This window comes from Pseudomonas sp. NPDC078416 (assembly GCF_050268485.1).
In the GTDB taxonomy this organism is placed as follows: Bacteria; Pseudomonadota; Gammaproteobacteria; order Pseudomonadales; family Pseudomonadaceae; genus Aquipseudomonas.
This window is the reverse complement of sequence record NZ_JBNNGV010000029.1, coordinates 51,474-64,077: the sequence shown is the minus strand read 5'-3', so window position 1 is coordinate 64,077 and position 12,604 is coordinate 51,474. Positions and strand designations below refer to the sequence as shown.

The 12,604-nt window shown below is 63.2% G+C and carries 12 protein-coding genes; 5 read left to right on the top strand and 7 right to left on the bottom strand.

Features of this window, described 5'->3' with window-relative positions; all coding sequences use genetic code 11:
* Positions 1 to 215 precede the first annotated feature (215 nt).
* The gene (locus ACQKEN_RS20980; protein WP_427688427.1) at positions 216 to 1,397 is read right to left on the bottom strand and encodes an aspartate aminotransferase family protein; all 1,182 of its coding nucleotides are present in this window, start codon (positions 1,395 to 1,397) and stop codon (positions 216 to 218) included.
* Between the two features lie 99 nt (positions 1,398 to 1,496).
* Between ACQKEN_RS20980 and ACQKEN_RS20975 the strand changes: the two genes are divergently transcribed.
* The 3 genes from ACQKEN_RS20975 (at position 1,497) to ACQKEN_RS20965 (ending at position 4,655) form a co-directional block, all read left to right on the top strand.
* Complete coding sequence (locus ACQKEN_RS20975; RefSeq protein WP_427688431.1) at positions 1,497 to 2,399, top strand: LysR family transcriptional regulator; 903 nt, start codon at positions 1,497 to 1,499, stop codon at positions 2,397 to 2,399.
* Positions 2,400 to 2,531: 132 nt separating this feature from the next.
* A complete protein-coding gene (locus ACQKEN_RS20970; protein ID WP_427688425.1) occupies positions 2,532 to 3,548 on the top strand; it encodes a zinc-dependent alcohol dehydrogenase family protein in 1,017 nt (338 codons plus the stop codon).
* A 168-nt stretch (positions 3,549 to 3,716) separates the two neighbouring features.
* Positions 3,717 to 4,655, top strand: coding sequence for a hypothetical protein (locus ACQKEN_RS20965; protein ID WP_427688423.1), 939 nt, complete (start codon positions 3,717 to 3,719; stop codon positions 4,653 to 4,655).
* Here the strand turns inward: ACQKEN_RS20965 and ACQKEN_RS20960 are convergent, their stop codons facing one another.
* From ACQKEN_RS20960 to ACQKEN_RS20950, 3 genes are all read right to left on the bottom strand, one after another.
* The gene (locus ACQKEN_RS20960) at positions 4,656 to 4,973 is read right to left on the bottom strand and encodes a hypothetical protein (protein ID WP_074884864.1); all 318 of its coding nucleotides are present in this window, start codon (positions 4,971 to 4,973) and stop codon (positions 4,656 to 4,658) included.
* 255 nt (positions 4,974 to 5,228) lie between these two features.
* Positions 5,229 to 5,666 (bottom strand): DoxX family protein, encoded by a 438-nt coding sequence (locus ACQKEN_RS20955; RefSeq protein ID WP_427688421.1) that lies wholly within the window; start codon positions 5,664 to 5,666, stop codon positions 5,229 to 5,231.
* 116 nt (positions 5,667 to 5,782) lie between these two features.
* Positions 5,783 to 7,186 (bottom strand): transglycosylase SLT domain-containing protein, encoded by a 1,404-nt coding sequence (locus ACQKEN_RS20950; protein ID WP_427688419.1) that lies wholly within the window; start codon positions 7,184 to 7,186, stop codon positions 5,783 to 5,785.
* A 198-nt stretch (positions 7,187 to 7,384) separates the two neighbouring features.
* On the opposite strand from ACQKEN_RS20950, the gene ACQKEN_RS20945 reads away from it, so the two are divergent.
* Both ACQKEN_RS20945 and ACQKEN_RS20940 read left to right on the top strand, forming a co-directional pair.
* The gene (locus tag ACQKEN_RS20945; protein ID WP_427688417.1) at positions 7,385 to 8,209 is read left to right on the top strand and encodes a TatD family hydrolase; all 825 of its coding nucleotides are present in this window, start codon (positions 7,385 to 7,387) and stop codon (positions 8,207 to 8,209) included.
* A gap of 340 nt (positions 8,210 to 8,549) precedes the next feature.
* A complete protein-coding gene (locus ACQKEN_RS20940) occupies positions 8,550 to 8,771 on the top strand; it encodes a hypothetical protein (protein WP_427688415.1) in 222 nt (73 codons plus the stop codon).
* Positions 8,772 to 8,847: 76 nt separating this feature from the next.
* On the opposite strand, the gene ACQKEN_RS20935 is transcribed toward ACQKEN_RS20940, so the two are convergent.
* The 3 genes from ACQKEN_RS20935 to ACQKEN_RS20925 form a co-directional block, all read right to left on the bottom strand.
* Positions 8,848 to 9,642 (bottom strand): acyl-CoA thioesterase, encoded by a 795-nt coding sequence (locus tag ACQKEN_RS20935; RefSeq protein WP_427688413.1) that lies wholly within the window; start codon positions 9,640 to 9,642, stop codon positions 8,848 to 8,850.
* Between the two features lie 137 nt (positions 9,643 to 9,779).
* Positions 9,780 to 10,559, bottom strand: a complete 780-nt coding sequence (locus ACQKEN_RS20930; RefSeq protein WP_427688412.1) for a CHAD domain-containing protein — start codon at positions 10,557 to 10,559, stop codon at positions 9,780 to 9,782.
* A 36-nt stretch (positions 10,560 to 10,595) separates the two neighbouring features.
* Complete coding sequence (locus ACQKEN_RS20925; protein ID WP_427688410.1) at positions 10,596 to 12,596, bottom strand: transglutaminase TgpA family protein; 2,001 nt, start codon at positions 12,594 to 12,596, stop codon at positions 10,596 to 10,598.
* Positions 12,597 to 12,604: the final 8 nt, after the last annotated feature.

Genomic DNA, 12,604 nt, shown 5'->3' with positions numbered 1-12,604 from the left:
GGCCGAGCGGCATGGATGCCGCGAGAGCCGCCCCCCGCCATGGATGGCGGATGGCGGCGGGCCCACGGAGCGGGACCGGAGTGAAGGAACCCTGACGAAGGAAGGGCCCAACCGAGAGCAGGCACTTTTGGTTACTTTTAGTGCTTTTTAAAAGTAACTCGCCGAAGGCGAAACAGCCTGCCCCCAGGCAGACGCCTTTGATCTTGATCTTGCCCTTAAAAATCTGACCCGCGAAGCGCGCCCACAACACCTGCCACAATCCGGTCCACCTCATCCCCATCAATCACCAACGGCGGCAACAGCCGAATCGTCTGCCCCCGCGTCACATTGATCAACACCCCATACTCCTGCGCCGCCACCAGACACACATCCCGAATCGGCCGATTCAACTCAATCCCGACCATCAACCCCATCCCCCGCACCTGCGCCACATCCGGATGACCCGCCAGCCCGGCGCGCAGCCCCGCCAGCAACCGCTCCCCCTGCACCGCCGCATTGTGCAAAAGCCCCTCCCCCTCAACGATATCCAGCACCGTACAACCCACCCGACACGCCAATGGATTACCGCCAAAGGTACTGCCATGACTGCCTGGCGTGAACAACCGCGCCACCGCCGCCGTCGCCAGACACGCACCAATGGGAATCCCGTTGCCCAATGCCTTCGCCAGCGTCATCACATCCGGCACGATCCCCTCATGCTCAAAGGCAAACCAGCGCCCCGTCCGGCCAATCCCGGTCTGGATCTCGTCGAGCATCATCAGCCAGCCATTCTGCGTGCAATGATCGCGCAGTGCCTTCAGATAGCCCGGCGGCGGCAACGCCACACCACCCTCGCCCTGAATCGGCTCGACCAGCACCGCGACAATGCGTTCGCCATACGCCGAGGCCGCCCGCTTTACCGCGACGATGTCACCAAACGCCACCTTCACGAACTCCCCCGACATCGGCTGATAACCCAGCCGCGCGGCGCCGTTGTCGCTGGCCGACAACGTGCCCAGCGTGCGGCCGTGAAAAGCGTTGTCCATCACCAGCACCAGCGGATGCTCGATGCCCTTGGCCCAGCCATACAAACGCGCCAGTTTGAGCGCGGTTTCGTTGGCCTCGGCGCCGGAATTGTTGAAAAACACCTGCTCCAGGCCCGACAACCGGGTCAGACGCTGCGCCAGCTTCTGCTGCCAGTCGATGCGGTAATGGTTGGACGTGTGCAAGAGCAGACCGGCCTGTTCGCTGATCGCCGCGACAATCTTGGGATGGCTGTGACCAACGTTGGTCACGGCGACACCCGCGACGGCATCCAGGTACTGGCGGCCGCTGTCATCCCACAGCCGCGCGCCTTCCCCACGAATGAAGCTCAAGGGCATCGGTTTGTAGGTGTTCATCAGGCAGGCGGCGGTCATGTCAGTGGCTCCATCACGGGTAAGTGATGCCAGTATCGTTATCCCGTTCTGATGTATAAAGACGAGCATCCTTCAGTGACTTTAAAGCAGGGCTTGATAATGGACGTGTTTCTGGCGATGACGGTTTTCGTCAAAGTGGTGGAAGGTGGCAGCATGACCGCGGCCGCGCGCCAGTGCGAAATGTCGACGACCATGGTCGGCAATCACCTGAAAGCCCTGGAGCACCGCCTGGGTGTAAGCCTGTTGCAGCGCACCACACGGCGGCAGAACCTGACCGAGTTTGGCCTGGAATACTACCGGCGTTGCGTCGAAGTGCTCGGGTTGGTGAACGACTCCGAGCGCATGGCCGAGCAGGCCCAGACCGAGCCGAGCGGCACGTTGCGCGTCACCGCCCCGCCAGCCTTCGGCGCCGAACGCCTGTCGCCGCTGCTCAGTGATTTCGTCCAGCGCTACCCGGAGATCAAGGTCGAGGTGGTGCTCAGCAATCAGACGATGGACCTGATCGAGCACGGCTTCGACGCCGCCATCCGCCTCGGCACCCCGGAATCATCGGCGTTGATCGCCCGGCCGCTGCAGGACTACACCCTGACCATCTGCGCGGCGCCCACGTACCTGACACGCCGAGGCACGCCAAAGACCGCCGATGACCTGCGTGATCACAACTGCCTGGCATTCGCCTACCCGGCAGGCGATGACTGGCGCGCCGCCGACAAGTTATGGCGCCTGACCGGGCCCGACGGTGTGATGGAAGTGCCAGTGTCAGGCTCGATGATCGTCAACAGCACGCCGGCACTGCGCCAGGCCGTTATCGCCGGCATGGGCGTGTCGATGCTGCCCGACGTGCTCATCAGCGAGGACATCGCCAGCGGAAAGCTCGTGCCACTGCTGCAGGATTACCAGCCGCCCAGCCGCACGCTGTGGCTGATGTACCCCCAGGACCGCTATCGCCTGCCCAAGGTGCGGCAGTTCGTCGAACACGCTCTGCGCGCCTGGGGCAAATAAGCGCTCACGTCAGCGAAATCGTCAACGCGAATTGATAGCGGGCATGACGGGTATCAACCGACAGAAATAGTGCCCCGTGGCCCCCGTCGATACAGTCGTTGCAACACTCAACGACAGGCATCGAGGTCGACAATGTCACGCGCCATCAAATTTCATCGCTTCGGCAAAGCCGATGTGCTCAGTTGCGAGGAGCAGCCTGACCGGTCCCCCGGTGTACAGGAAGTGCTGGTTCGTGCCGAGGCCATCGGCATCAGCTGGGACGACGTGTTGTGGCGGCAGAACCTGTCACTGGCGCCCGTGCAGTTGCCGGCGGGGCTGGGCAGCGAAATGGCCGGCGTCGTCGAAGCCGTGGGCGCTGGCGTGACTGACTTGAAGGTCGGCGACAAAGTGGCAAGCTTCAAAGCCATGAGCGCCAACCAGTACCCGGTGTGTGGCGACCACGTAATGGTGCCGCGCAATGCCCTGACCCGTTACCCGGACGCACTGACGCCGGTGGAAGCCAGCGTTCACTACACGCCGATGCTGCTGGCCTGGTTTGCCTTCGTCGAGCTGGCCAACGTGCAGCCCGGCCAGACCGTGCTCGTCACCGACGCGACGTACAGCCCCGGGATTGCCTTCGTGCAATTGGGCAAGGCATTGGGCCTTCGGGTCATCGCGGCGACGCCCCACGGGCAAGACCGTGAATACCTGCTGGCGAACGGCGCCGATCGGGTGATCGTCACCGACGAGGACGACATTTGCCTGCGCATCGAGTCCCTGACCCACGGCCATGGCATCGAAGCGGTGTTCGACGGCCTGGGCGGCATGCAGATGTCGATGCTCGGTGACGTGTTGGCGCCGCGGGGCAGTCTGGTGCTGTACGGCCTGCGCGGTGGCAACAAAACGCCCTTTCCGGCGCAGCAGGCGTTTCGCAAGAACATGCGCTTCCACGTGCATTGCCTGGAAAACTTCACCGGCAAGCCGGAGCTGGGCATCGAGCAAAATGGCCCTGCGCTGCAACGCGCACTGGACGCGATCAACGAGCTGACCGCCAAGGGCCTGCTCAAGCCGGACATTCACCGCACCTGGCCGTTCGAGCAGTTCGGCAAGGCCCACCACCACCTCGACGAGCACCCGGTACGCGGTCGCGTGGTGTTGAAAGTCAAATGAGCGGCGTGCCGATAGATTCCTCTTCCTCACATCGCGCAACAGTCGCGAGGCGCTTGCAGGGTTGACGGCTGAGAGACGATGGCCAGACTTCAGAAAAGGATTTTTGAGCGACTCATCGCTCAGGCCGCTCCGTTCCAGGAGCTTCATGACACGTCAAGGAATGACACTATGCCCCTCAACTCATCCGCTACATCCCGCCCGCCCCATCTCGACTGGATGGCGCAGGTCCCCGAACTCGCAACGTTGCGCATCGACCAACTCATCCTCCCCGGCGCCCACAACGCCGGCAGCGACAAGCTCTCCCCCAACGTCGGTATCCCCCAAGAGAAGGCCCAGGACGTCGCGCCCCTGGAGCAGTTGCGCCAAGGCGTGCGCGCGCTGGATTTGCGCGTGGCGTTTTATTCAAAGTATGAACAGGGTGACCCGCGGCGATTCCAGCTGTTCCACCTGACCTCGTCGGGTCGCACCGTCGCCGGGGACATTCTGGCGTGCGTCGACACGTTCTATCAGGCGCTTGAGCAGAGCGGCTCGCCCGCCCGGGAGATGGTCATCCTGGACTTTCACCGGTTCAAGGATTTCACCGAACTCACGCACCGGGAATTTCAGAGCCTGCTGACGAAAAGCCTTGGCCCGAGAGCCGTGCCCCGGCACATGAACAGGCTGACCCTGGAAGACATCTGGCGGGATTATCCGGGCAAGAATGTCGTGCTCGCTTACAACCACAGCTCGGGTGACCCGCTGATGTGGCAGGGGGTCAAGCAGCGCTGGCCGGGAGAAAACCTGTTCAACACCAACACCCTGAAGGCGTTCGTCAACGAAGTCGCGGTGGAAAACAAACCCGAGTTCAGCCTGACCGCCATCCAGTGCGCCAAGTATTCGTTGCCGCTGCACGCACCCAGTGACTTGAGCCTGAAGATCGATCAATGGTTTGCGTCAACGGATGAGAACAGCTTCATCCAGAACTTCTACATCATCAACACCGACTGGACCCTGCGCAGTGCACTGGTCGCTCAGTGCCGTCACGCGAACGCTGTGCGCGGGCGTTTCCACCTGCGCCATCCCGATCTGCCGCTGCAACCCAGGCGGCGAACCGCCGGTAACGGGTGATCAGCAACGGGTGATCAGCCCCTGTCGGGCGACGCGGATCAACTGGTGAATCACCGCCTCCGCGCGCTCGGCCGTGGGCGCCTGAATCACCGCCAGATCAAACTGGTCGTTGCTGAAGCGCTCAAGGGCGTCGTTGGTTTCGATGAACTGAATAAGAAAGGCGTGCGGGCCGCCCTGGCGACGCGGCCAGCCGTCGAGGTAACGCAGCAGCGTCGGCTGGTGGGCGCCGCCCAGAAGGATTTGCGGGTTACGGCGATTGAACTGGCTGGCGATGGGAGCCAGACGAACGAGGGGACGCGGGTGGGAATGACGGCTCATAGTGTCGTTTTCTCTGCCTCATTGATCCGCTGGGCAGCGGTGAGAGGCAACACCGAACCAGCGCTTTAGCGGAATTTCGATGACGTATGACCGTCACCCGGCGCCCCGCAAGTAGCTGTTTAAATCGGCGCATGAACGGCATCCTAGAGAAGCGGCGTGGGCATTGTCAATCGGCGGCTCCTGTCGGTTCTTGGTTGAACCGAACGCAAAAAAATCCCGGCGTCCAGAGAGGCCGGGATTTTTTGACCGGATAAATCAGCGGCGTGCGATCAATCGGTCCAGGGACAGGCGACCGGCGCCCTCGAACAGCACCGCCACCGCGCCGGCGATCAGCGCCAGGCCGAACTCATAACCGTTGTTGGCCATGAACAAGCCGTTGTGGATATGCACCGAGAGGATCGCCACCACCAGCATCACGATCACCACCAGGGCTGCAGGTCGTGCCAGCAGGCCAAGGAACAGCGCCAGGCCGCCGAAGAATTCCGCGCTGCCGGACATCAACGCCATCAGGTAGCCGGGGTTCAGGCCCAGGCTCGCCATGTACTGGCCGGTGCCTTCCAGGCCATAGCCGCCGAACAGGCCGAACAGCTTCTGGCTGCCGTGGGCCATGAGGATGATGCCGATGAGAATCCGCAGGCCGGTGATGCCGAAACCGGCGTGGGTGTTGAAGATCGATTTGAGTTGATTATTCATGGCGGTTAATTCCGTTTGAGTTGAGAATGGCGCCATCTTAATCGGTTCTATAAATATGAAAATCGCAAAATGCGCGTCATAAATATCGTTTTTTTAGATACGTCACAAATCCCGAGTCAGCGGATCTCCGGTCGCTCCAGTGAACTGCGGGCCTGGTCAAAGGCCAGGTAATACTTGTTGACGCTGTTGACGTAGCTCACGACATTCTTCCCGCCCTGCTCCATGGCCACGCGCTCGACCTGAAAAAACCACTGGTTCGGGTTGAGCCCCTGGCGCTTGGCTTCCGCGCGCATGGCCTGCACGCGCTCCGGCCCGAGGTTATAAGCCGCCAGGGTGAAGGCCATGCGCTCGCGCTCGTTGATTTTCGGGCTGGCGAAAAACTTGCGCCGCAACAGCGCCATGTATTTGCTCGCCGCCTGCACGTTACCGTCGAGGTCGTGAATGTTGTCGACGCCGACGCGCTGGGCGGCCGACGGCGTGATTTGCAGCAGACCCGTGGCGCCGCTGCCGCCCTTGGCGACCGGATTCAGCGCCGACTCCTTGAACGCGACGGCGGCGAGATCCAGCCAGTCCATCTTCTGTTTGTCGGCATGCAGCTGCAGCGTGGGGCGCAGTTTTTCCAGGCGTTGACGGTCTTCGCGGGCCAGCGGATTGTGGATCTGGTAGCGGTCCTTGTAGGCGGCCTGGAAGACGGCATCCTGGTTGCGCGGCGGTTCGTAGGTTTGCAGAAAACGGTCGACGGCGCCGCGCAACACCACGGCGTCCTTGCGCACGAACCAGTTCATGTCCCCCGGATCGCTCAAGACAGCAGCGCGGTCGATGCGCAGCTTCGGCATCACTTTGGCCCAGCGCTCGGCGATGGGTTGCTCGACCACGGTCAGGTGATAAACCCCGGCCTGGACCATTTCCAGCACGTCCTCAACGGCCAGACTCGGATCAACCCATTCGATCTTCACCGGCGGCAACTTGCGCAGGGCCAGTTTCTGGTTGAGCTGCAGGATGGCTTCATCGGCGGCGCTGCCGCTGGTGAGCATCAGTGTGCGGCCGGAGAGCTGTTCGGGATGCCGGAGGCCGCGCTCACCCTTGACGCCCACCACCACCAGCGGCACCTGGGCGACCACCGGTTCAGAGGCGTCAACGTAGCGGGCGGCGCTGGCATCCAGCAGTTCGCCCGGCGCAACCATGTCGCCTTCGCCCCGCTGCAGCGCGGCCAGCAGTTGATCCTTGGCTTTGGGAATCAGTTTGAGGGAGATTTTCTGGCCGTCGCGGGCGTGGCTGTTGAGGTAGGTTTCGAACGCCTCCAGGCGACGGCACTCGACGCCCACCGGCTCGCCCTGTACTTCGGCGGAGCTGTTGCGGCTCTGGTTGACCAGCACCCGCAGGACTTTGCCGCTGCGAATCGCCGGCAGGTCGCGCACCTGACTTTTTTTGATTACCACGGGCGGGCCTGCGGGGCGCGGCGACGCGTGGCTGGGCACGGCCATGACGCACATCAGGGTAAACAGGGACGCTCGGATCATTGACGCTCCGATGAAAGGCCGAAAAAAACGGGCTTGAAGTCTGTGTCGCGCAGCTGACCGGCTCGTCGCGTGCATCGCGGCGTGCGTCAACAAAGGCGGGATCACAGGGTTCGGGTATTCCAAGCAGTTGAGCCTGCTTGTTTTTTATCGCTTCAATCGCTCTGGTATTCTTCTCGGCCTCTGGCCTGAGGTAGCACCATGCAACTAATAGACATTGGCGTCAACTTGACCAACCCCAGCTTCGCCGGCCGCGAACGCGAGGTGGTGGAGCGCGCATACACCGCCGGCGTCGGCCAGTTGATCCTCACCGGCACCGACGTCGAGGGCAGCGAACAGGCCCTGGTGTTGTCCCGTCAGCTCGATGAAAGCGCCGAGCGGTTGTTCAGCACTGCCGGCATTCATCCGCACTCGGCCAGCGCCTGGACGGGCGAAACCGAGCGCCAGCTCAGGGCGCTGCTGCGTGAGAAGACGGTCTGCGCCGTGGGTGAATGCGGCCTGGATTTCAATCGCGACTTCTCCCCTCGCCCGCAGCAGGAAAAGGTCCTGGAAGCGCATCTGGCCCTGGCCGTGGAGCTGCAACTGCCGGTGTTTCTCCATGAGCGCGATGCCGATGAGCGCCTGCTCGCCATTTTGCGAGATTTTCGCGATCAACTCCCGGCGGCGGTGGTGCATTGCTTCACCGGGGAAAAGCGCGCGCTGTTCAACTATCTGGATCTGGACCTGCACATCGGCATCACCGGCTGGATCTGCGACGAACGCCGGGGCACGCACCTGCACCCGCTGGTCCGCGACATTCCGCGGGGCCGGTTGATGCTGGAGAGTGATGCGCCGTACCTGCTGCCCCGCACCTTGCGGCCCAAACCGAAGAACGGCCGCAACGAACCGGCCTATTTGCCCGAGGTGCTGCGGGAAGTGGCACTGCATCGAGGAGAGAGCCCGGCGGATGTCGCGGCCCACACCACCGACTGCGCGCGCGCGTTCTTTGCGTTGCCGGTGGTGGAAGCTGCCGCTCAAGCGTCGTAACAGCACGGTCTGCCATATTCCGCAGGACATCACTGTAGGAGCGTGGCTTGTCCCGCGATTCTGGCGCGCAGCGGCAGTAAATCCCGCGAACGCGGCATGTCAGACATAAGGGTGGCGCCTGGCTTCACGACGGCTGCGCCGCCGATCGCGGGACAAGCCACGCTCCTGCACCGATTGTGGCTCGCGCCCCAAAAAACACCCTGAATCAAAGCGGTGGGAGCCAGTCCACCTGCCTTCTATCACGCTGATAGCAATCCTCGATTCGCCGAAGTGAAGATCCGGGCCTATTCTCACCTTTATCGAAAACACTTCTTATTCAAGCATCACCGAGGTAAGCGTCATGCCCAAGTTCATTACCGACCTTCACATTGGCGAATTCTTCCACCCATCGCGCAAGGAAGGCTTGCCGTCAAATGTCGTGCTGTCGTCCCTGGCGTTCCCGCTGGCCATCGTCTCCGGCCTGTTGCTGCTGGACGCCGCGTTCAACGGCAGCCTGACGTCCGCCGCCATTGGCGTGCTCGGTCTGGTCGCTGCCCAGGCCATCAAAGCCCGAGGCTTATAAGGCCTCAGGCCTTTGGCTCATTCCTTCATGCGTCACCTGAGCACGCCTTCGGCAACCCCGGCGCACTCATTTTTAGTCAGCCAAACACAGTCACCGTCTGGCGACTGATCGCCACCAACTCCCCTTTCGGCGTCCACAATGCCGCTGCGGTATGACCGTAGCCATCGCGGGCATGCTCGATCACCGCGCGGTACTGCGTCCAGTCATGGGTGGTCATCGCGGGCAACGGCTGCACAAATTCGATTGTCCAGGTCAATGAGCTTCCCGGTGCAGGCTTGTTCAGATGCGGCAGCACGGCCGGTGGCCAGGTGTCGACCAGCGCCAGCAGATGCGCTTCGGTCAAGGGTTCCTCGTCCACGTCCCGCAAGCGTGCGTAGCCGCCAATCGCCGCCGACGGCGTGTTGGAAAACGGCAGACCGCCCAGCGCCCAGCGCAGGTCGATGAAGCGCAGGTATTCCGGCATCACACCCGAGACAAACGGAAACGGCTGAATCTCGTCCACCGGCTTGAACACGGGCGCAGGCTCGGCTTGCACCGCAACCATCGACTCACGGGGGGCGCCGAAACTGCCCTGAATCAGGGTCATGACCTCGCCATTCTGCCTGGCCCGTCCCAGAACCTGACTGACCGCCTTGCCCTCGCGCAGGATCTCCACTTCAAACGAGATCGGCGTGTCGATGGCCGGTGGGGCGACGAAGCAGATCGCCAACGACCTAACCGGCCGCTCGGTCGAGACCTTCACGCGCATCGCTTCATACATCAGCGCGGCCATCAGCCCGCCGAAGCAGGCACGCCCCTGAGCCCACGAGGCAGGGATGCTGACGGATTCGGGATGGGTACGGACGGCATCGAGCAGCTCGGAGAATTTCATGGGCGTTCCAGGGTGGCAGGCAGGATGGGCAAATGGTAGCGAGGCAGCCGCCGCAGGACAGGGTTTATAACCGCCAATCCTGCGGACCAAGCTGTTTAAAAGCGACGGAGCTCAACGCCCCTGAGGACCGAAAGGCCTTAGCGCGGAGAATGTTTGCCGAAGCAGGCCTTGTACAGGCGCTCCAGGACCTGGTCAGACTTTTGCTCGGCACGATGAATGCCCAATTCCCACCCGGCCACACAAGGCGCCAGATCCGCCTGATGCCGCGCCTGTTCCAGCCATTGCAGGTGATCGTGCCAATCGCCCAGGGCGCCCTGGGCCGCTTTCAACCGCCGTTGCATGTTCTTCGGCTGATGACTGAGCTCCGGGTAGGCCTCGCCGGCGTAGCGCACGCGCTTGATCAACAGGCGCAGGCGATGGCGGTCGTGGGCAGGGTCGCCTATGGCTTCTCGCAGTTGCTTCCACTGCTTGTCCAGACGCTTTTCAATGCGCTGCTCCAGCTTGTCGAGCAGGCCGTGGCGCTCCTGGGTGCGCAGCAGGGCCGGCAATTGATCCAGCACGCCGAACAGCCGATTGAGCTCCGCAGAGCTGGCCACTTTCGGGCACGCGGTTTTCAGGTATTGATCGCGCTTGGCAGCCGCCTGGGGCAGACCCTGCTCATCGAGAAACGCCGCCAGCGCCTGCATGTCGCGCAAAGGCGTGGTCAGCGCACCGACCTCCTTCGCCGCGCCTTCCACCTGATCCAGCCCCGGCAGGCCACGCAGCGGACGTAACACGCTGCGCAGGCGGCGGACGTTGGTGCGCAGGTCGTGCAGCGCTTCACTGTCGGTGGAGACTTCCAGCCGCGCGTGGCAGGCAAGCAGTTTGACGTTGAGGCCGATAATCTCGGCGACCAGGTGATCGACCATCGCTGACATGAAGCACTCCCAGGTTGAAGATTGATGTCTGATGATTTACGACTGCTTGCCCCTTACAGCGGACAAACGCCACGGCAGGCTACGGCGCAAGGACTTCAGGCGCTGGCGCAGGGCACCGACGGAGCCGTCTGCACCGGCATAGCGCTGGGCTTCGAACTCGCTGACAAAATCCCGGATCGCCCCGGCGTGGGCCGGCAATTGCTCGGCAGCACGTTGCGCAAACGCCTGAGCGCCTTCACCCGGCTGACGCTTAAGACCCTGCCGGGCGAGCAGACGTTCGAAATGGTTGAACAGGCGCAGTTGCGAATCGCTTTCGCGGCGCCACGGCTTGAACAGCCACAGCGCCAGCAGGCCGAGAATAACCGCCGCGCCGCCGGCAAATACCGGCGCCTGAAACCCGGAAAACCAGCGGCCCAGGACCTGCAGTTGCTGCTGACCCTGATAGCCCAGGACCCAGCGCTGCCAGCCGTAATTGAGGTTGTCCCAGCTCATGCGGATCGAATTGACCCAGGCCAGGTGCCGATAGCGCAGGGCTGACATCGGCGAATCGGCAAGAAAGTCTTCGTCCGCCGCCAGCGCCTGTTCAAGCCCCTGCTCGACCCGCGCGGGCGCCACCGCTGCGGTGGGATCAACGCTGCGCCAGCCCACGTTCGGTTGCCAGTATTCAACCCAGGCGTGGGCATCGAACTGCCGCACCGTAAGGTAGTTGCCGTCCGGGTTCAGCTCCCCGCCCTGATAACCGGCCACCACCCGCGCCGGCACGCCCGCCGCCCGCAGCGCAAAGGTCATGGCCCCGGCGTAGTGAGCGCAGAAGCCGGCGCGGCTGCCGAACAGGAAGTCATCGATGCTGTTGGCGCCCAGCGCCGGGGGCTTGAGGGTGTAGCGGAACGGCTGCGAGGTGAAGTACGACAGCAGCGCGTCCACCACGGCGTCAGTCTCGGGGTGGCGCCGATGCAGGTCCGCTGCCCATTCGCGCACCTGGGGATTGCCCTTGGCCGGCAGTTGCAGGGCCTGCAACCGGGCGCCGTCGCTGAGCACGGTCTCGCGGACTGCGTCGGGCCAGGATTCGACGTTGTAGAGCATCGATTGCTCGATCGGTCGCCGCCGCTGCCAGCGAAAATCGCTCATCTGGCGCACTCCGGCCAGATCGGTCTGGCCCACGTCGAGGGTCATCAGCCACGGCTTGCCGGTCGGTTCCAGCACCACGCTGTAGCTGACCCGCTCGCCTTCCCGGCGCCACAGCGGCGCGTCCGGCACCTGCGCCCGCGAGGATTGCGACCAGCGCCTGCCGTCGAATTGCTCCAGGGTCAGCGCGCGCCAGTACAGCTGGTTGCGCGGCGGCAGCGGGCCGTCGAAACTCGCGCGAAACACCAGCTCGGCAGATTTGCTCAACTCGGCAATGTCCCCCGGCGCCATGCTGTCGGACAGCCCGGTCAGCGCCTTGTTGCTCGGTTGCGGCAACGACCACAGCGGCTCAAGGCGCGGGAAAAACAGAAACAGCAACAGCATCAGCGGCACGGCCTGCAACAGCAGTTTGGCCGACAGCCGCAACGTGGCCGCGGGCCTGCTGGAGATGCCGGACTGTTGCAGGCCGATCAACGCCGCCAGCAGTGTGGTGATCGGCAGCAGGGTAAACAGGCCCCAGAGCAGCGAGTCTTCGAACAGGTAACCGACCGCGATGCAGAAGAAGCCGAGAAAGATCAGCACCAGCGCGTCTCGGCGGTTCTGCATTTCCAGCATCTTCAGAATGAACGCCGCGATCAGCAGCGCCGCCCCTGCGTCCAGGCCGATCAAACTGCCCCGGGCCAGATAAATGCCCCCGGCGGTGCCGACCAGCAGACCCGATTTGATCCAGGTGCCGGGCATCCTCACGCGCATGCGGAAGATCTGAATGCGCCAGAACGAGCAGACCAGCCACAGCACGATCAACGCCACCGGCACGTGCAAGGCGAACGGCACGATCACCAGCGCCTGGGCGATCAGCAGCCAGTTGAGGCTGACTCGCGGAATCGGTTTGGCCAGGCTTGAGGAGGTCATCGCGCCGC